At 30.2% G+C, this 20,152-nt stretch carries 19 protein-coding genes and 1 pseudogene; 7 read left to right on the forward strand and 13 right to left on the reverse strand.

Features of this window, described 5'->3' with window-relative positions:
* Positions 1-18 precede the first annotated feature (18 nt).
* Positions 19-330 carry a rhodanese-like domain-containing protein gene (locus Q0662_RS04735; RefSeq protein ID WP_298947665.1) on the forward strand — a complete coding sequence of 104 codons (312 nt, stop codon included), beginning with the start codon at positions 19-21 and terminating at the stop codon, positions 328-330.
* A 197-nt stretch (positions 331-527) separates the two neighbouring features.
* On the opposite strand, the gene Q0662_RS04740 is transcribed toward Q0662_RS04735, so the two are convergent.
* The 4 genes from Q0662_RS04740 to alaS all read right to left on the reverse strand — a co-directional run bounded on the left by Q0662_RS04740 (position 528) and on the right by alaS (position 7,518).
* Positions 528-1,478, reverse strand: coding sequence for a GSCFA domain-containing protein (locus tag Q0662_RS04740; RefSeq protein WP_298947667.1), 951 nt, complete (start codon positions 1,476-1,478; stop codon positions 528-530).
* A gap of 91 nt (positions 1,479-1,569) precedes the next feature.
* The gene (locus Q0662_RS04745; protein ID WP_298947669.1) at positions 1,570-3,156 is read right to left on the reverse strand and encodes a DUF1501 domain-containing protein; all 1,587 of its coding nucleotides are present in this window, start codon (positions 3,154-3,156) and stop codon (positions 1,570-1,572) included.
* 2 nt (positions 3,157-3,158) lie between these two features.
* Positions 3,159-4,781, reverse strand: a complete 1,623-nt coding sequence (locus Q0662_RS04750; protein WP_298947671.1) for a DUF1800 family protein — start codon at positions 4,779-4,781, stop codon at positions 3,159-3,161.
* A 118-nt stretch (positions 4,782-4,899) separates the two neighbouring features.
* Positions 4,900-7,518: an alanine--tRNA ligase gene (gene alaS / locus Q0662_RS04755; protein ID WP_298947673.1), complete on the reverse strand. Its 2,619-nt coding sequence runs from the start codon at positions 7,516-7,518 to the stop codon at positions 4,900-4,902.
* Between the two features lie 172 nt (positions 7,519-7,690).
* Here alaS and Q0662_RS04760 point away from each other — a divergent pair, with 172 nt between their 5' ends.
* The 5 genes from Q0662_RS04760 (at position 7,691) to Q0662_RS04780 (ending at position 11,051) form a co-directional block, all read left to right on the forward strand.
* Positions 7,691-8,659, forward strand: coding sequence for a M23 family metallopeptidase (locus tag Q0662_RS04760; protein WP_298947676.1), 969 nt, complete (start codon positions 7,691-7,693; stop codon positions 8,657-8,659).
* A gap of 58 nt (positions 8,660-8,717) precedes the next feature.
* Entirely contained in the window at positions 8,718-9,047 is a 330-nt protein-coding gene (locus Q0662_RS04765; RefSeq protein ID WP_298947678.1) for a MerR family transcriptional regulator, read from the forward strand.
* 124 nt (positions 9,048-9,171) lie between these two features.
* Positions 9,172-9,774: a LemA family protein gene (locus Q0662_RS04770; protein WP_298947679.1), complete on the forward strand. Its 603-nt coding sequence runs from the start codon at positions 9,172-9,174 to the stop codon at positions 9,772-9,774.
* The gene (locus tag Q0662_RS04775) at positions 9,775-10,212 is read left to right on the forward strand and encodes a TPM domain-containing protein (RefSeq protein WP_298947681.1); all 438 of its coding nucleotides are present in this window, start codon (positions 9,775-9,777) and stop codon (positions 10,210-10,212) included.
* A complete protein-coding gene (locus Q0662_RS04780) occupies positions 10,209-11,051 on the forward strand; it encodes a YgcG family protein (protein ID WP_298947683.1) in 843 nt (280 codons plus the stop codon). The genes Q0662_RS04775 and Q0662_RS04780 overlap by 4 nt, the downstream gene beginning before the upstream one ends.
* 167 nt (positions 11,052-11,218) lie before the next feature.
* Here Q0662_RS04780 and Q0662_RS04785 read toward each other — a convergent pair whose 3' ends face one another.
* The 8 genes and pseudogenes from Q0662_RS04785 to der all read right to left on the reverse strand — a co-directional run bounded on the left by Q0662_RS04785 (position 11,219) and on the right by der (position 18,496).
* Positions 11,219-11,815, reverse strand: a complete 597-nt coding sequence (locus tag Q0662_RS04785) for a nucleotidyltransferase family protein (protein ID WP_298947685.1) — start codon at positions 11,813-11,815, stop codon at positions 11,219-11,221.
* Positions 11,816-11,818: 3 nt separating this feature from the next.
* Positions 11,819-12,835, reverse strand: a complete 1,017-nt coding sequence (locus tag Q0662_RS04790) for an XdhC family protein (RefSeq protein ID WP_298947687.1) — start codon at positions 12,833-12,835, stop codon at positions 11,819-11,821.
* Positions 12,836-13,105: 270 nt separating this feature from the next.
* Positions 13,106-13,318, reverse strand: a pseudogene (locus Q0662_RS12015) (peptide methionine sulfoxide reductase); the annotation flags it as partial.
* 43 nt (positions 13,319-13,361) lie between these two features.
* Complete coding sequence (locus Q0662_RS04800; protein WP_298947688.1) at positions 13,362-14,306, reverse strand: aldo/keto reductase; 945 nt, start codon at positions 14,304-14,306, stop codon at positions 13,362-13,364.
* Between the two features lie 66 nt (positions 14,307-14,372).
* On the reverse strand, positions 14,373-15,926 hold the full coding sequence (locus Q0662_RS04805) for a YdiU family protein (RefSeq protein ID WP_298947690.1): 1,554 nt from the start codon (positions 15,924-15,926) through the stop codon (positions 14,373-14,375).
* Between the two features lie 47 nt (positions 15,927-15,973).
* Positions 15,974-16,510 carry a peptide-methionine (S)-S-oxide reductase MsrA gene (msrA, locus tag Q0662_RS04810; protein ID WP_298947692.1) on the reverse strand — a complete coding sequence of 179 codons (537 nt, stop codon included), beginning with the start codon at positions 16,508-16,510 and terminating at the stop codon, positions 15,974-15,976.
* A gap of 33 nt (positions 16,511-16,543) precedes the next feature.
* The gene (gene msrB, locus Q0662_RS04815) at positions 16,544-16,993 is read right to left on the reverse strand and encodes a peptide-methionine (R)-S-oxide reductase MsrB (RefSeq protein WP_298947694.1); all 450 of its coding nucleotides are present in this window, start codon (positions 16,991-16,993) and stop codon (positions 16,544-16,546) included.
* Between the two features lie 192 nt (positions 16,994-17,185).
* The gene (der, locus tag Q0662_RS04820) at positions 17,186-18,496 is read right to left on the reverse strand and encodes a ribosome biogenesis GTPase Der (protein ID WP_298947808.1); all 1,311 of its coding nucleotides are present in this window, start codon (positions 18,494-18,496) and stop codon (positions 17,186-17,188) included.
* Positions 18,497-18,574: 78 nt separating this feature from the next.
* Here der and Q0662_RS04825 point away from each other — a divergent pair, with 78 nt between their 5' ends.
* Positions 18,575-19,093 carry a GTP-binding protein gene (locus tag Q0662_RS04825; RefSeq protein WP_298947695.1) on the forward strand — a complete coding sequence of 173 codons (519 nt, stop codon included), beginning with the start codon at positions 18,575-18,577 and terminating at the stop codon, positions 19,091-19,093.
* Between the two features lie 25 nt (positions 19,094-19,118).
* Here the strand turns inward: Q0662_RS04825 and era are convergent, their stop codons facing one another.
* On the reverse strand, positions 19,119-20,003 hold the full coding sequence (era, locus tag Q0662_RS04830) for a GTPase Era (RefSeq protein WP_298947696.1): 885 nt from the start codon (positions 20,001-20,003) through the stop codon (positions 19,119-19,121).
* Between the last annotated feature and the right edge of the window lie 149 nt (positions 20,004-20,152).

Raw genomic sequence — 20,152 nt, forward strand, 5'->3', positions numbered from 1 at the left:
ATTATAAATAAATAAAACATGGGTTTATTTGACATGTTTAAACGAAAAGACATGAGTGCAGAAATTAAAGAATACTTAGCCAAAGACGCAGTAATTTTAGATGTTAGAACTTTAGCAGAATGGAATGAAGGTCATATAGAACAGGCAAAAAACATTGTATTAAATTTAATACCTTTAGAAATAGAACAAATAAAAGCTTGGAAAAAACCTGTTATAGCAGTTTGTAGAAGTGGCGCTAGAAGCGGACAAGCTACCCAGTTTTTAACTCAAAATGGTGTAGATGTAATTAATGGTGGGCCTTGGCAAAATGTTGCGAAACATTTAGAATAATTTTGCCATTTTTTTTATTGTTAAAAAGTATAATAGAGACAACAAATATACTTACTAAAGCTCCTGTTTATAACGTTAATATTTTTTCAAACATCTTACAAAGATTTAGTTTAAGAGGATAAAATAGAAAACAGCTAAATAAAGTTTCTTTTTTGAGCTTTTATTACTGTTTCTTTTTTATTCTCTACTTGTATTTTTTAAAATTTAATAAACGGAAATCGCTTTGTGAGTTTTTCTTTTTTAAATTCTAAATTTTTTAAAAACTGCTGATGTTGCTCTGATTTTTCATTAAAAGGTTTGTGATAAATTCCTTTTTGAATGTTTTCTACTTCCTGTAAGGTTGAAAGTGCATCTTGAGTTAACCAAGTGTTTACAAATTTTTCCCAAATGTAATTGATCGCAGTTTTGTTGGGATGAATCATGTCTTCTGTGTAAAAACGATAATCACGCAACTCATCCATCATAATTTCAAAACTTGGAAAATAGTAGGTTTTATTTTTTAGGTTAATTGTATGATGTATGGCTGCAATTAAATGACTTTTACTCTGTGTATTTTCTACAAATCCATCCTTTAAATGTCTCACAGGAGAAACTGTAAAAAGTATAGTTGCATTTTTGTTGATACTTTTAATTAACGCAGAAATGGCCTCTAGACTTTCAGAAATTTCATTAACAGATAAGATTTCTTTTAAAAATTTTTTTTGTGGTATTTTATGGCAATTGGCAACAATTTTATCACGTTCTATAAAAAGATATACCCAAGAAGTACCCAATGTAATACTAATATGTGTAGCTTCTAAAAGTGCTTTTCTTGTTTTTTCTAATGATGTGTTTAGGTTCTTTAAAAGCTCGTTTTTAGAACTTTTACTTATGCTAGAATGTGCATCAAAACAATGCCAACGTTCGTTTTGAAAAATAAAATCATCCTCGGCATACATTTTTAAGTTGATGGCTCTAGTAATTAAATTTTCAATAGCTTTTGGATGAAATAAAATACCAAAAGGATTTTGAGTTACTTGAAACTTATAATACCCCAACTTATTACCAATATTTTCTGAGAAACAAGAGCCGAGTAAAACAATTTTAGACGAATAATCAATTGCATTTTTAGTTTCTTTTTTTAAAAAAAGTTGGGTTTGTAAGTTCATTTTAAAAACAAAATATTTTTATAATAAAGATATATAAATAAGTAAAAGTGTAATATAACCTAAAATTATTTAAAAAGTATAACTCATTATTTTAATACTTAACCAATTTCTTAGTTTTAGAAATGTTTTTAGTTTGAAAGTGAATAAAATAATTCCCTTTAGGGAGTTGTTGTATGTCTACAACTAAAGTATGTTGTGCGGTTGTGTAATTTTTATTGATAATATTTTTTACAACTGCACCAATTGTGTTGTACAGGGTTATTTTTACAGTCTCATTATTTCCTGTAAATTTAATAGAAATACTATGTGATGCAGGGTTTGGGTAAACGTTAATATCTAATATTTCTTCTAAAAAGTCATTAGTAGAAAGAGCTGCAGAACAGCCAGATTTAAATAGTGGTAAAGTATTAAAATTTTTAAATAACACAGAATCTACGTTTGTTTTAGAACCCCCCATCCAATCAGTTAAAATAGTACTGTAAATATTTCTAAAATCATATTGCATTGGCACGCCCTCTTTGATATCTACTTGTGTGTCAATTTCTGGAGTATCACCTAAAATTTGGTTTTTAGCACAAGAACCAAATAAAAATAGAGGAGCTGCAGTACCATGATCTGTACCTAAACCTCCATTAGATCTAATTCTTCTCCCAAATTCAGAGTAAGTCATCCCCATTACTTTTTTATCAATTCCTAAAAGTTGTAAATCATCTTGAAAAGCGGCAATTGCATCTGACAACTCCTTTAATAAACTTCCATGTCTTCCTGTTTTTTTATCTACATCAATTATTTGATTGTCATGTGTGTCAAAACCACCCAACTGAACAATGTATACTTTTGTTTTTAAGCCTCCAGATATTAATCTTGCTACATTTTTTAGTTTACCGGCTAATTTGTTTTTATTGCTAGTGGTATATTTTTCTGATAAGTTGTTTCCTTTGTTAGAAGCTGTTTTAATTGCATCTGCATAGGCGTTTGTTTGCTTTACAGTGTTGTTTACAAATGTTAAAGCATCTCCATAACAGTTATTTGGTATGTTACCTGAATTGGCAGCAAAAGCAGTTCCAGGATTTTCTGGATCTGACAAAGCCATAGAAAAATTAATATTTGGCCCTTGGCAAGTTTCTGAAACAATTTTGCCAACAGTTATAGCAAATGGATCTGGGTTTTCTGTATTTGGATAATTTTCTGGAAATTCTGAATGATTTTCATTAAAAAAACGTCCTAACCAGCCAGATGAAACATAGTCTTCTGAATCTGAGGCAGAATTCCAAATATCTGTAGATCTAAAATGACTTCTATTTTGGTCTGGATAACCAACATTTTGTACAATCCCTAATTTTTCTTCATCATACATTTTTTTCATACCCATCATAGATGGATGTAAACAGTTTTCATCATGTAGAGTCAATAACTCGTTTTCTGGAATGATAATATTAGAACGTACGCTTTGTAAATTATCATATTGATTGAGATTAAAAACCGTATTTAAACCATCATTACCACCTTGTAATTGAATCAAAACTAAAATGTTTTCATTATCTTCTAAAAAACTATATTCCTTTGGCTTTTGATTGGCAAATAGTGAAAAACCATTTAATGTTAATGGTAAAGAAGCAGAAGCAATGGTGCTTAGTTTTATAAAATCCCTTCTATTTAATTTTACTGTCTTTTTCATTATTACATTATTTGAAATTCAGACATTTGTACCATAGTTCCAATTAAATCTCTCAATTTTTTATCAACAGAAATACGCAGGGCTTCATTAGAGGTATCGCCTAAATAATTTGTATACTCTACAGTCCATTCAAAATCTGGTAAACCTGGTATTAAAATATCTTTTAATGCATTTAATTGATCATTAGAAATACTATAATTAAACAGCTGGTTTGCTAATTCTGAAATTAAAGTATTTGGGTTTTCGGCTCCAGTTATACCTGCTGTTATTTCTAAAACTGGAACTAACGGTGGTATTGTGTATTTTTTTTCATCGATAATAATTATACCTCCAACAACTAAAGATTTACAATATTCTAATCTTTTAGGTAGTAAATAACTATTTATCCAAGTTTTGTGAAATAATGGCTCTTGGTAATAAGCTTTCCAACCTGCTACATCTGGATGATGATAGATAGATTGTTCTAAATCTGTTGCCATTAAATACAATACATAAGCAAATTCATATTCTTCTTTTACAGAGGTTTTTGGGGCTATTAAACCTAAAGATTTTGTTGTAGAGAATATTAAATCTATAGGGCTTTTAATCATGCAAAAGGTACTTTCAAAAAAATGATCTGAACTAAATAAGATTTTTAAAGCTGGTGATACTTCATAATTATTTTCTTTAATAATTTTTGCTAAAGGAACAATTATATTAGTTTCAATTTCTTCGGTTATCTCAGTATTCACAAACCATTTGTATAATTGTCTTGTAATAAATTTAGAACATTCTTCTTGTTGAAAAATAATGTCTATAATATCTTTATATTCCTCGGCTCCGTTTTCTGTAATTATAGCGTTATTAAATCTGTGTGATAGTATTTTGTCTCCTTTTGTGTGTCTGCCATTTGTAAAATATGCCTTTAAAGGTGTTTCATGTCTAATCCATCTTGCTCTCCACCCAGTTAATACTTTTGCTATTTGCACTACATCTTGTTCTGTATAATTGGTATAATCTCCATTACCCAAGGCAGCACCTTTGCCAAGCGTAAATAGTTCTAGTAATTCTCTTGAGTAGTTTTCGTTTGGAGCTGTATTTGTGTTTTCATTACCACTTAAATAAATTAGCATATTGGGGTCTAAGGTAATTTGCTTGGTAATTTCTTTAAAGTTACCTAGTGCGTTTTTTCTTAGAATATCCATGTAAAAAAACTCTCTATGAGGATGCTGGTTTTCTGATACAAAATGATTGTGCCAAAATAAAGTCAGTTTTTCTTTAATGGAAATTCCGGCGTTTTGCATTTGTAAAAAGGACCAAGCATATTGCGATCGGTTTCTAGCTCTAAAAACTTTATTTCTTTCTTGAGAAGTTGGTAAATCTGGGTATAAAGGTGCATTAACCCATGTATTTCCGTAAGTAACATCTGGATCGTTTACTTCCCCTCTTTCTATTCCATCAGGTTCGTATTTTAAGGGGAAATTTTCTGGAGATGATTCTTCAAATAACTTTTTTATGGTTTCTGTTAAACCTATTGTTGTAGCTTCTAATACTAAATCTTGTGTAACTCCAAAAGAAGTTCTTTTTAATAAATGTCTAGCTTCTTGTTTTGTAAAATCACCAGAAAATGTCTCTAAATTTGCCATAAATTTGTAGTTTCTAAATTGATAGAAACTAACACAATAAGTTCAAATTTAACTTAATAAATTGAGATATCAAATATTTATTTTATGATTAATTATTTAATTTGAATTTTACAAAGTTTTATATTAAATAATCTTTTGCTCTTTCTAATACTTGTGAAATCCCTCCTGGATTTCTGCCTCCAGCAGTTGCAAAAAAGTTTTGGCCACCACCACCACCATGTATTAATTTACCTAATTCTCTAACCACTTTACCAGCATCATACCCCCGTTTGTTGGCTAATTCTTTAGAAATATAACAGGTTAGCATAGCTTTTTCTTTGGTAGGTGCAGTTGCAAATAATAAAAATAAATTTTCGTATTCTTTGCCTAAACCAAAAGCTAAGTTTTTTATTCCGTTTGCATCTAAATCTACTTTCTTAGCTAAAAATTGCACACCATTAATTTCTTGTAACTGATTTTTAATTTCTCCAGACAAGTTTTGTGCTTTTTCTTTTAAAAGAAGCTCTATTTGCTTTTGTAAATCGGTATTTTCTTCTTGTAATTTTTTTACAGCCTTTACAGGTTCCTTGGGGTTGTTTAGTAACTCTTTAATTTCGAATAAGGTGCTGTTGTTTTCAGAGTAAAAATCTTTAACAGCATCATTGGTAATTGCTTCAATTCTTCGTATACCAGAAGCAACAGCGCTTTCAGACTTTATTTTAAAGTGCCAAATATCACCTGTATTTTTTACGTGAGTACCACCACATAACTCTACAGATTTTCCAAATTTAATGGCTCTTACAGTATCTCCATATTTCTCTCCAAACAATGCAATTGCGCCCTCATTTAAAGCCTCTTGCATCGGAATGTTTCTTTTTTCAATCAACGGCAGTTTACCAACAATTCTTCTATTTACAAAATTCTCTACATCACGCAATTCTTCTAAGGTTAATTTAGAAAAATGAGAAAAATCAAATCGTAAATATTTAGAGTGTACAGCAGAACCTTTTTGTTCTACATGTGTGCCCAAAATTTCTCTTAAAGCTTGATGTAATAAATGGGTTGCTGTATGGTTACATTCTGTTCTATAACGTTGTTTATTATCTACAACAGCTTTAAAACTGTCATTTAAATTTTTAGGGAGGTTTTTTGTAAAGTGAATAATTACATTATTCTCTTTTTTGGTGTCTAAAATATAAAGCACATCACCTTGTGTAGTTTCTAAATACCCTTTGTCTCCAACCTGTCCGCCACCTTCTGGATAAAAAGGTGTAAGGTTAAATACTAATTGATACATTTCGCCATCTTTTTTAGAAGTAACCTTTCTGTATCTTGTTAATTTAACATTGGTTTCTAAGGTATCATAACCAATAAACTCTTCTTCTAAATCATCAATTAAAATAGTCCAATCGTCTGTAGAACTTTTACTTGCAGCTCTAGATCTATTTTTTTGTTTTTGCAGCTCTTCATTAAACCCTTTCTCATTTAAAGTATATCCTTTTTCCGATAAAATTAAAGCTGTTAAATCTATTGGAAATCCAAAAGTATCATACAATTCAAACACTTTTTCTCCAGAAATTTCCTTAGTGGATGAAGATGCAATAATAGCATCTAATAAAATAAGACCTTTGTCTAAAGTTCTTAAAAAAGAGGTTTCTTCTTCTTTAATTACATTTTCTATCAGTTGCTTTTGTGCTTTTAATTCAGGAAAAGCATCTCCCATTTTTTTACTTAAAATGTCTACCAATCTGTAAATAAATGGTTCTTTTTTGTCTAAAAAGGTAAATCCGTAACGAATGGCACGTCTTAAAATTCTACGAATAACATAGCCAGCACCGGTGTTACTTGGCAGTTGCCCATCTGCAATAGAAAATGCAACAGCTCTAACATGGTCTGAAATTACACGAGTGGCAATATCTTGTTTTTTATTGATACCATATTTTGTGTTCGTAATGGTTTCAATTTCGCTAATTATTGGTTTAAAAACATCGGTATCGTAATTAGATTGTACGTTTTGTAAAACCATACACAAACGCTCAAAACCCATACCAGTATCTATGTGTTTGTTGGGTAGGTCTTCTAAAGTTCCGTTTGCTTTTCTGTTGAATTGCATAAAAACTAAATTCCAGATTTCTACCACCTGTGGATGATCTTCGTTAATTAAACTACGTCCGTCTATTTTTGCTTTTTCTTCTGCAGAACGAATGTCAACATGAATTTCTGAACAAGGTCCACAAGGTCCTTGTTCGCCCATCTCCCAAAAATTATCTTTTTTATTTCCTTTTAAAATACGGTCTTCAGCAATGTATTGTTTCCAAATATCATAAGCTTCAGTATCCATTTCTAAAGCATCTTTATCATTAGAACCTTCAAAAACAGTTACATATAAAATGTCTTTATCAATTTTATAAACTTCGGTTAACAATTCCCAAGCCCAAGCAATTGCTTCTTTTTTAAAATAATCTCCAAAAGACCAATTCCCTAACATTTCAAATAATGTATGGTGATAGGTGTCATACCCCACTTCTTCTAAATCATTATGTTTCCCGGAAACACGTAAACATTTTTGTGAATCTGAAATTCTATTCTTTTTTGGAGTACCATTTCCTAAAAAATACTCTTTAAATGGAGCCATACCAGAATTTACAAAAAGTAAAGTAGGGTCGTTTTTAGTAACCATAGGTGCAGAAGGCACAATTAAATGATTTTTCTCTTTAAAAAAATTTAGAAAAGTAGCTCTTATATCTTGAGATTTCATAAAAAAAAGAAAGGTTTTCCCAAAAAAATTGGGATGTTAATTTGTTAATATACTTTTAAAAAAACTACGCTAAAAAGGTAGTTGTAAAACATTTTGTAAATTTGTGAATTAATAAAAGCGAATATTTAAATTAAATTCGATTTTAAAAAGCAAAAATAGCACAATTACTATTATGGCAAAAGTAAAATATTATTACGATGCAGATACGCTTTCTTACAGAAAAATTGCGGTTAAGAAAAGCGACTATTATAAAAGAAGTATTTTTGGTTTCTTAGCTATTTTATTAATCGGCTTTATTGGTTTTATTGTTTTTAGTCAATTTATTATGTCTCCAAACGAAAGAGCATTAAAAAGAGAAAACGAAAACTTAAAGCTAAACTACGATTTGTTAGCTAAAAGAATGGAAGAAAGCTCTAATATTTTAGCACAACTACAAGAAAGAGATAACAATATTTATAGGTTGTATTTTGAGGCAAATCCAATACCAGACGAACAACGAAAAGCAGGTTTTGGAGGTGTAAATAGATATAAAAGCTTAGAGGGGTATGAAAACTCTAAAATGATAAAAGAGTTAACTAAAGATATAGATATATTATCAAAACAGTTGGTAGTGCAGTCTAAATCTTTAGATGAAATAGTTGCTTTGGCAAAAGAAAAAGAAAAAATGTTGGCTTCAATACCTGCTATTTTGCCTGTAAAATTAGAAGATTTAACAAGAATGGCTTCTGGTTATAAATGGAGAATGCACCCTATTTTAAAAATTAGAAAGTTTCACAAAGGAATGGATTTTACAGCTCCTTTAGGAACACCAATTTATGCTTCTGGAAATGGAAAAGTGATTCGATCTGGAAGAAGTGCTACTTATGGTAAAGTAGTCTATATAGACCATGGTTATGGCTATAAAACTATCTATGCCCACATGAGTAAAATTAAAGCTAGACGCTGGCAAAAAGTAAAACGTGGAGATTTAATTGGGTATGTGGGTAATACAGGTAGATCTGTTTCGGCACATTTACACTACGAGGTTCATAAAAATAATAGAACTCTAAACCCAATCAACTTTTATTACGGTGATTTAACACCAGAAGAATTTGCTGCTATGCAAAAAGCTGCTGAAGAAGAAGGGCAATCTTACGATTAATATATTTGAAAATCATTTATTTTATCAATTAAATATTGCTAAGTTTTAAAGACTAATAATGCACATAGACTTACCTGAAAAACGATATTACAAAATTGGCGAGGTTGCCAAAGCTTTTAATGTAAATACCTCTTTAATTCGTTTTTGGGAAAAAGAGTTTGACATTATTAAGCCCAAAAAAAATGCCAAAGGAAACAGACTTTTTACTGCAGAGGATATTAAAAATTTTAAGTTAATTTTTAATTTGGTAAAAGAAAGAGGTTTTACGCTTGAAGGTGCAAAACAAAAATTAAAACAAAACCCTAATACTACTTTGCAAAACCATGAATTAATTACAAAATTAGAGTTTGTAAAAGCAGAATTGGTTAAAATTAAAAATCAATTGTAACAGAAAAGCAAAATTGCTGTCTAATTAAAGTAGATTGCATAAAAAACGGCTTTATACTGTCAAAAATAATAGGTAAATTTGTTACAGTCAAAAATAAAAATCAATTAAAATCAATATAAAAATTATGAAAAAATGGTTACCACTTATAATTATAGCGTTACTAGTATATGTAGCATATAGCTGGGTAAAAGGCTTTAATAACAAAGCTGTTGTGTTACAAGAAGATGCAAAAACAACTTGGTCTAATGTAGAAAGTGCTTACCAGCGAAGAAATGACTTAATAGGCAACTTGGTAAAAACCGTTCAAGGTGCTGCAGATTTTGAAAAAGAAACCTTAACACAAGTCATAGAAGCAAGGTCTAAAGCAACTTCTACAACAATAAATACAGGAGATTTATCACCAGAGAAAATGGCGCAATTTCAACAAGTTCAAGCGGGTTTAAGTGGTGCATTATCTAAATTATTATTAGTGGTAGAGCGTTATCCAGACTTAAAAGCCAATAAAAACTTTTTAGAATTACAGAGTCAATTAGAAGGTACAGAAAATAGAATTAATGTTGCAAGAGACCGTTTTAATGAAGGTGTAAATATGTACAACAAACACATAAAAGTTTTTCCAGGCTCTTTGTTAGCGGGTATTTTAAATTTTGATGAAATGGCTCGTTACAAATCAAATCCAGGTTCAGAAAATGCACCAGATGTAAACTTTGATTTTAATAAAAAATAAATGTCTAAAGTAAAAGAATTTCTTACTCCCACAGAAGAACAAGAAATTATTTCTGCAATTAGAACTGCAGAAAAAAATACTTCTGGCGAAATACGTGTACACATAGAAGCCACTTCAAAAAAGGAACACTTTGAACGTGCTTTAGAAGTATTTCATCTCTTAAAAATGGACAATACTAAAGATTCTAATGCAGTATTATTATATGTTGCTGTAAACGATAAAAAGTTTGTTATTTATGGTGATAAGGGTATTAACGATGTGGTGCCAAAAGATTTTTGGGATTCCACAAAAGATAGTATCCAAAGCCAGTTTAAACAAGGTAATTTTAAACAAGGTATGGTTGATGGTATTTTAAAAGCAGGAGAAGAATTACAATCTCATTTTCCCTATCAAACAGATGATGTAGACGAACTTTCTAATGAAATTTCTAAAGGATGATATTCAGTAAGCAGTTTTCAGTAAGCAGTTTTCAGTTGGTAAGTTTGAGTAAAAGTTCGTTATTTTTCTTTGCGCTGTTTTTTTCTTTAAATACCTTTTCTCAAGGATTTAATATTCCAGAAAAACCAAAATTTCAAACCAGTGTTTACGACTATGTAAACTTACTTTCAGCTTCACAAAAAAAATCTTTAGAAGATAAGTTGGTAAGATATTCAGATACAACAACAACACAAATTGTAGTTGCAATTATACCATCTACACAAGGTGAAAACATTGCGTACTTAGCTGCAAATTGGGGCGAAAAATGGGGAATTGGGCAAGCAAAAGAAGATAATGGTGTTTTAATGTTGTTGGCAAAAAATGACAAAAAAATAACTATTAGCACAGGAAAAGGTGTAGAGTATTTACTCACCGATTTTCAATCGAAAAGAATTATAGACAGAGTTATTATTCCTGAATTTAAAAAAGGGGATTTTTATACAGGTTTAGATAAAGGAGCAGATTATATCTTTAGAACTTTAAATGGCGAATTTAAAGGAATAAGAAAGCAAAAATCAAAAGATTTTGATCCAGGTATTATGCTCTTTATCATCATTATAATTATTTTTTTCATCTTAGTTTCTAGAGGGAACAAAAACAATAAAGGAGGGGGAAAAAACTATAGAAGAGGCTCTTTGGCAGACACTATTTTTAGTGCCATTATTTTAAGTAATGCTGGTAGAGGTAGTGGAGGTTTTGGTAGTTCTTCTGGAGGAGGTTTTGGTGGTTCTTCTGGTGGTTTTGGTGGTGGTTTTGGTGGAGGTAGTTTTGGCGGAGGTGGAGCCTCTGGAGGTTGGTAAATCTTCGAAAAAAAACATTTTCTACTATTTACTTCTAGATTTTTCTTCTTCAAAATAAAATAGTAATACGCTTTCATATTTTATGATGCATTTACATAGACGCCTATAAAAAGACTTAAAAATTATAAATAGAGTCTTTTCATTAATTTCATATGAAACGGTAATAACTAATTTAAAATAGAGTTTTTAAAGTTTTGTAGGTCTTTTTCTGTATCTATATCTATAAAATTGGTTTGTTTTGGCATTGGGAAAACATTTATGTTTTTGTTTAAAATCTCTTTAGCACCAAAATCTCCTTGTAATGATTTTAATTGTAAAAAATAATGATTTGGAAAAATTGCTGGTACCCCTATTTTATTCTTGTAGTTAGAGGCAATAATTTTTGATTTATCTTTAGAAAAAAGATGTATCATATCTTTTAAATATTCTTTTTCGACTGCAGGCATGTCTCCTAATAAAATTAAAACGCCATCATATTTATTGGGTTTTAAATGTATAGCATTAATGCCAGAAACAATACTAGCACTTAAACCTGTATCAAAATTATTGTTGTAAATAAAATGTATGTTTGATGATGAAATTTCTCTTCTAATAGTAGTCGCATTTGCACCCAAAACACAATATACATGGTTTTTATTGATTGCTTTTGCTTTGGATAAAACAGTTTCCAATAAAAAATTATTACCAATTTTTACCAGTTGTTTTGGCGTTTTCATCCTCGTAGATTTACCAGCAGCCAACACTAAAATTGCGATGTTCTTCATCAATTAACTATGTATTTTTCCATTTAAATCTCTTAAAGAATGAGGCTCTTTTTTTCTAACAACTGCTAAAATTTCTGCCACAATTGATACTGCAATTTCCTCTGCTGTTTTAGCACCAATTTGCAAACCAGCAGGTGTGTAAATACAATTTAAAAACGCAGTTGTAGTTTCTGGTGCGTATTCAAAAAGTTCATTAAATAACTTTTCTCTTCTTTTTGGAGCCCCTAAAATACCAATATAAATAGGTGTTTCGTTTACCAATTTTATTAGGTATTTTAAATCTTGTACATAACTATGATTCATAATAACAATGGCAGTATTGTTATCAATCTTAGAAAGTTGTATTATTTCTGGTGTTGAATTTACCAAACTACTTGCTCCAGGAAAATTAGTAATATCTTTACTGTCTTTGGCAGCAGTAATTATTTCTATTTGCCAACCTAAATTAGAAGCTATTTTACACAATTTTACAGCATCATGTTCGCCGCCAATAATTAGCAATTTAAATAAAGGTTGCAAGGTTTGCTTAAAAATAAGGCTGTTTTTTTTTGATTGTATTTTGTGAGTAGTAAAAGTAAATTCTAACTTATTTTTAAAAGAGATAATGGTGCCAAAAGCACCAAATGCCTCATCTTCTTTTTTGTAAAAACAGGTAATATTTACTTCTTCTCTTTTTGCTAAAGCTGCCGTAAATTCATTTACAAAATCAGTAGAAATTTCAAAAGGTTCTATTAAAATATATAAAATACCCTCACAACCTAATCTGTATCTGCCATCATAAGTTATTATTTTGGCTTTGTTATCTTTAAAAACAGTTTGTGCTCTTCTAACAATTTCTTTTTCTACACAGCCACCACTTACGGCTCCTGTAAACGTGTTATTCTCAGAAATTAACATTCTAACACCAGGTTTTCTGTAAGAAGAACCTTCTAAATCTACAACTGTAACTAAAACATTTTTAATGCCTTTTTGTTGATTTATAAGTGCTGTGTTAATTATTTCTTTAAACTCATGCAACATAAAATAAACTTTCTTATAATTTATTACTAAGATAAAACATTAAATGGAATCTGCTTATTTTACTCGTTTAGAAAAATTAGTTTTTAAAAAGTTTATTTTTGGGTGGATGTATTTTTTACAAAAGGGTTTTTATGGATTGGTTTTGTAATAATTTTGAAACTTTAAAGAGGATGGTTTAAATTGATGAAAAGGTAATAGTTGCGTGATGACTTTATTAGAAAAAGCTCATTGTAAATCAATAAGAATTTGTTTACATACTTCTTTTTGAATTCAAGAAAAATAATAAATCGCAGAGCGATATTTATTTCTCATAGAATGATTTTTGGTGCTTTTATGGGTATGTAAATGTATTTCTATTAATGTTTTAAGATCGATTTTCTGGGTAAATTTTATAATTACAGCTTCAGAAAAACTATTGTGTTCGTCTTTAGAAGCTACCCAGCCTTGGATTACTTTTTTTACACCAATTAACGATTGAAAAACAGCTTCAGTACACTAATGACAAACACCACCAAAAGCAATTTTGTTAGTTCCATGATAAGTTTTTGCGCTCTTTCCAATAAAATTCTGGAGAAACTTTACAAGATTTTAGTTTTTGAATTTCAGAATTTGAAAGTGAAATTTTTTTCGATAATAGATTTTGTTGTAATTGTACTTTAGAACTAGCACCACTTAAAACGATAGCGTTAGGAATGCTTTGCAAGCAGAATTGTAAAGAAATAGCATCAACACCAACTTTGTATTTTTTAGCTAAATTTTCTAAAATTGTATAGGTATTTTTATAATGATTGTATTTTTTATTTTTAAAAATTCTACCATTTGCTAAAGCTTCTTTAATAACAATTTTCTTGTTTAGTACTTTAAGTTCATCAGTAATTTTTAACAAACTTTGGTCTAAAAAATTATAGGTAACTTGATAAATATCAAATAAAAAATCTCCATTAATTTTAATATTTAACGCTTTTTTAATAATTTCTACTTGATTTGTGCCAGTGCTAGATAACCCAATTTTTAGCTGATAGTTTACTTTTAATTTGTGTAAAAACTCAAGCACTTCTGTGTTTTCTAACACACCAGTTTCTAGGGTTGCAGAATGTATTTGATACACTTTTAAATAGGGTAGTAGCTGTTTAGAAATGCTCCATTGCTCTTTTAATTTGCCAATACTGTGTTCTTTTACTTCGTGAACGGTTGCCTTTGCATCAAAATTTGCAGTATATGTATACCCCCATTTTGTAGCAATTTCTATAGTATTATCTTTTTTAGATTGCAACCATTCTAAAACTAATTCTTCTGCCAAACCATAACCAGGAGCAGTATCAAAATATCTGATACCTAATTGATAAGCGTCTTCTAAAACCTGAAAACTCTGTTTTCTAAAAGTGTTTAAATTAGAATTATCACATTCTTCTGTTCGAACATTAACATACTGAGGTCTCCCCAAAGCAGCTGTTCCTAGGGCTAAATTCATTTTTATTTATGTTTTTAGACCTCACAGTGTAAAAAACCTGTGAGGTCTTTTTAAATTCTAAACTTTTTACGAGCTACAAGACAACATAGAACAACCCACTTTATTTCTAGCCCATTCAGGTCTTTTAGCAAACCATTTTTCATATTTTGGTTGCTCTGAATAAGGCTTTTTTAAAAGTTGAAACAATTCGTTTATCAAAGAATAATCTCCATTATCTGCTGCATCAATTGCCAATTGAGCCATGTAATTTCGCAATACATATTTTGGGTTTACAGCATCCATTTTTTCTTTTCTTTGTAGCTGATTTAAAGATTCTTTTTGAAGTCTATCATCATAGTTTTGAAACCATTTTTCCCACTTTTCTTTTATGTCTTTAGAAACTTCTGCAGTAGTATAAAAAGCATTTTCTAAAATTTCAAAGAAATTGGTTCCTTCAAAATCACTTAAGTTTCTAAAGAAAATGGTCATGTCTGTTTCTGTCAACTGCAAGCAGTCTTCTAAATCTTGTATCAGCTTTACATCTTCTTTATCATTCATGTATAAACCTAATTTAGATTTCATCATTTGTAAAGATTTGGTTTCAAAATCAATTTTATATTGATTTAAAATTGCTTCCAAAGGTGCTACTTCTTCAATTAATGGGTACAAAGCATTTGCCAATTGGTACAAATTCCATAAGCCAATATTTGGCTGATTTCCATATCTATAGCGTCTATTTTGTCTGTCTGTAGTATTGGGTGTCCAGCTATAATCGAAATCTTCTAACCAACCATAGGGTCCGTAATCTATGGTTAACCCTAAGATAGACATGTTATCTGTATTCATAACTCCATGCACAAAACCCACTCTTTGCCAGTGGATAATTAGATCTAAAGTACGTGCTACAACTTCTTTAAAAAAGTTGATATAGGTTTCTTTAGACGGTTTTCCTAAATGCGAAAAATGATGGTTGATGGTATAATCTGCTAAAACTTTTAAGTTTTTATGGTCATTTCTAGCTGCAAAAATTTCGAAACTTCCAAATCGTAAAAATGAAGGGGCAATTCTAGAAACTATTGCGCCTTTTTCATAAGCAGGATTTCCATCATATAAGACATCGCGTAAAACATCGTCTCCAGATACACTTAAAGACAAAGCTCTTGTTGTTGGAATGCCTAAGTGAAACATGGCTTCACTGCATAAATATTCTCTAATAGAAGAACGTAATACTGCCAAGCCATCTGCAGTTCTAGAATATGGGGTTTCTCCAGCACCTTTTAATTGTACTTTCCAATTTTTTTGTTGATGCTCAACTTCAAATAAATTAATAGCTCTACCATCTCCTAATTGTCCTGCCCAATTGCCAAATTGATGCCCAGCATAACACATGGCATAAGGTTTTGTGTTGGGATAAACTTGGTTTCCAGTAAATATATTTTTAAAAAATTCTGATTGTGTTTCTTCTTTAGAAATACCTAATTCTATTGCCATTTCTAGAGAAACATGCAAAACTTTTGGGTTTTTAGTTTGTTTCGGATTTACAAAAGAATACGCCGCATTTTCTACTTGACGCCTTGTATTTTCTAGATTACTATCTGCAGGTAAATTGTTTATAAAAGTATTTTTTATGGCTAACTTCATTTTTCTTTCTTCTTTTAAAACGTTTATTTGGCAACTTACTTAATCTTTTATTTTAATTTATCTGCATGCAGTTTTCTTAAGGTTGCCAATTTGGGTGCTATTACAAAACTACAATACCCTTGTTGTGTGTTTTCTTTGTAATAATTTTGATGTTCAGATTCAGCCTCATAAAAAATAGGTAACGCACTTATTTCTGTTACAATTTTAGCATCAAAATAACCTTGTAGCTGTTTTAAAACTTCTTCTGCAATTACTTTTTGTGTTTCTGTATGATAAAAAATTACAGATCTATATTGTGTGCCTTTGTCTGCACCTTGTTGATTTAAGGTTGTTGGGTTGTGTGTTGTCATAAAAATAACTAAAATATCTTCAAAAGAGATACTATTTGCATCAAAAGTAATTTGTATTACTTCTGCATGACCTGTTAAACCAGAGCAAATTTCTCTATATGTTGGTTTGCCAGGAACATTACCACCTGCATAACCAGAAACCACTTTTACGACACCTTTTACTTCTTGAAATACAGCTTCTGTACACCAAAAACAACCACCACCTAAAGTGGCAATTTGTATATTTTTACTCATTTTTTCTTTCTTATTTAAAAAAGTAGGAGAAACTTAATCGTTTTTATCTAAAACCATAGATTCTGAATTGATACAATAACGCAAGCCACTTGGTTCTGGTCCATCTGGAAAAATGTGTCCTAAATGAGCATCGCAAGTATTGCATAAAACTTCTACTCTTACCATACCAAAAGAAACATCTTTATGATATTTAATCGCATTTTCTTTAATGGGTTGTGTAAAACTGGGCCATCCAGAGTTAGAGTCGAATTTTATCGTAGAATCAAATAATGGGGTGTTGCAGCAAACGCAATTGTATTTGCCTTCATCATAAATTGAACAAAGTGCTCCAGAATGTGGTCTTTCTGTTCCTTTTTTTCTGGTAATTCTATATTGTTCTACTGTTAAAAATTCTTTCCATTCCTCTTCAGATTTTTCTACTCTTCTATCAGGAGTTGGGTTTCCTTTTGTAGTAAAATTGATAATGTTTTTCCAAGTTAGCATGTTTAAATTTTTTCTTTTTTTATTTGATGAAAAAAGGTTTTAAAAAAACACTTTTTTTGGCACATTAAAAGTGTTATATAAATTTATGACAAAATTCAAAATAAAAGAAACTATTATTATTTGTTTATTTTGAAAAAATATTAAGGACTACATTACAAGTTTTATAGACAAGGCGGTAAAATTGATTGGGAATTACTTTTGTCTAAAATAAATGGTAATTGGTACACCAGAAAAGTCGTAAATTTCTCGTAATTTATTTTCTATAAAACGTTTGTAAGGGTCTCTAACATACTGAGGTAAATTACAAAAAAATGCAAATTGAGGTGTTTGTGTTGGCAATTGCATGCAATATTTAATTTTCACAAATTTTCCTTTAGTTGCTGGTGGTGGGTAACTTTTTATCACATCTAACATTACGTCATTCAACTTACTGGTAGGTATTTTGTTTTTTCTTTTATCAAAAACTTCTACAGCAGTTTCTATGGCTTTAAAAATTCTTTGTTTTGTTAAGGCAGAAATAAATACAATAGGCACATCTGTAAATGGTTCTATTTGTTTTCTAACCATGGCTTCAAAATCGCGCATGGTATTGGTTTCTTTTTCAACTAAATCCCATTTATTTATAAGGATTACAACCCCTTTTCTATTTTTTTCTGCGAGCCAAAAAATGTTTTGGTCTTGCCCTTCAAAACCACGAGTGGCATCTACTACCAACACAATAACATCAGAGTATTCTATAGAACGTACTGCACGCATTACAGAGTAAAACTCTAAGTCTTCTTTTACTTTAGATTTTTTTCGGATGCCAGCTGTGTCTACCAAATTAAAATCGAAACCAAATCTATTGTATTTAGTATCAATAGAATCTCTTGTGGTACCAGCAATGTTGGTTACAATGTTTCTATCTTCTCCAATTAAAGCATTTATAAAAGAAGATTTTCCTGCATTTGGTCTTCCAACAACAGCAAATCTTGGTAATTCTTCTTTTTCTAAGTCTACTTCTTCTGGTGCTGGCATTTTTGCTGCTATAGCGTCTAATAAGTCTCCAGTTCCACTTCCGTTTATAGAGGATATTGTATGATAATCGCCCAAACCTAAGTTGTAAAATTCTACAGCATCCGCATCACGCATTGCGTTATCTACCTTATTAACTGTTAAAAAAATAGGTTTTTTAACTTTTCTAAGCAGTTTTGCAACTTCTGCATCCATAGGCGTAATTCCTTCTTCAACATCTACCACAAAAACAATAATATCTGCTTCATCGATAGCTAAAGCAACTTGTTTTCTAATTTCTTCTTCAAAAATATCATCAGAACCAATAGCATAACCACCCGTATCTATAACAGAAAACTCTTTTCCATTCCAATCAGATTTTCCATAATGCCTATCTCTTGTAACTCCACTAACAGAGTCTACAATGGCTTCTCTACGCTGCACAAGTCTATTAAAAAGTGTCGACTTTCCTACATTAGGTCTTCCTACAATGGCAACAATACTGTTCATGTTATTCATATTTTTTGCAAAGATACAATTTACTGTATGATAATTTATTGTAAATTTAGACTTATAAAATGCTTTTTTATGAGTTCAATAAAGAATCTTTTAATAGAAAAAAGAAATAGCGAGCTTTTTTTAAGACCTCGATTTTCTATTGATTTAGATGAAAGTTATACAGCTGTTTTAGAGCGGTTTTCTAACGAATTTAAAAAAGAAGAAACTGTCTTTAGAGGTAATATTGTTGATGGGCATATTTTTATTTCTGTACCCAAAAAAGACGAACATTTTTGGTCGCCACAACTTCATTTAGAAGCTGTAGAGGTTTCAGAAAATGTTTGCAAACTAAAAGGCCTTTTTGGGCCTACACCCCAAGTTTGGACGCTTTTTATGTTTGTTCACTTTGTGGTAGGCATTTCTTTTTTAGGCTTTTGTGTATTGTTATACACCAAATTATCTTTAAAAGAATCTGTAGTTTTACCTGTAATAATGCTTGTAATTTTACCTTTATTGTGGCTTTTGCTATATTTTTTAGGAAAAGTTGGAAAAGACACAGGTAAAAGTCAAATGAAAAAATTACACGATTTTATGATTAAGAATATTTAGCTTTCTACTTAAAATCGAGCAATAATTATTTTTGATTGTACCCAAATCTCTTTAATTGATTTTTATCGCTTCGCCAATTTTTATTCACTTTTACAAAAAGCTCAATAAACACTTTTTTCTGAAAAAAGCGTTCTAAATCTTTTCTAGCTTCTGCACCCACACGTTTAATGGCAGTTCCTTTATGGCCTATGATAATTCCTTTTTGAGTATCTCTTTCTACCATAATTACAGAACGTATTTTAACAATATTTTCTTCTTCTATAAAACTTTCTGTTTCTACTTCTACAGAATAAGGAATTTCTTTTTTGTAGTGCATTAGAATTTTTTCTCTAATTTTTTCGTTTACAAAAAAACGTTCTGGTTTGTCTGTTAATTGGTCTTTTGGGTAAAAAGGAGGTGCTTCTGGCAATAACTCTTTTATTTTATCAAAAACGGCAGTTACATTAAAACCCTCTAAAGCAGAAATCACAAAAACATCTGCATTAGGTACTTTGTTTTTCCAATATTCTATTTTATCTTCAACTTCATCTTGTGATGATTTGTCAATTTTATTAAGTAATAAAATTACTGGAATCTCACTATGAATAATTCTATTAAAAAAAGCCTCGTTTTTTAGTTCTTTTTCACCAACCTCTACCATATAAATTAAAATATCGGCATCTTCAAAGGCAGATTTTACAAAATCCATCATAGAAGATTGTAATTCATAGGCAGGTTTTATAATTCCTGGTGTATCAGAAAATATAATTTGATGATTTTCATCATTTACAATTCCTAAAATTCTGTGTCTTGTTGTTTGTGCTTTGGGGGTAATTATCGAGAGCTTTTCGCCTACCAAAGCATTCATTAAGGTAGATTTACCCACATTAGGATTTCCAATAATATTTACAAAACCAGCTTTATGTATCATTTTGCAAAGGTAAATACTTTTTGTAGTTGATAAGAATTAAGTCTAAAAAAATAAAACAAATAAAGTTTAGATAATATTTAGGTTGCATTGTGTAGTTTAGATTGTTGCGTGTATAATGTCTGTTAATAGACTAATTTTTAATACTTTAT

Source organism: uncultured Polaribacter sp., assembly GCF_947503855.1.
Lineage (GTDB): Bacteria > Bacteroidota > Bacteroidia > Flavobacteriales > Flavobacteriaceae > Polaribacter.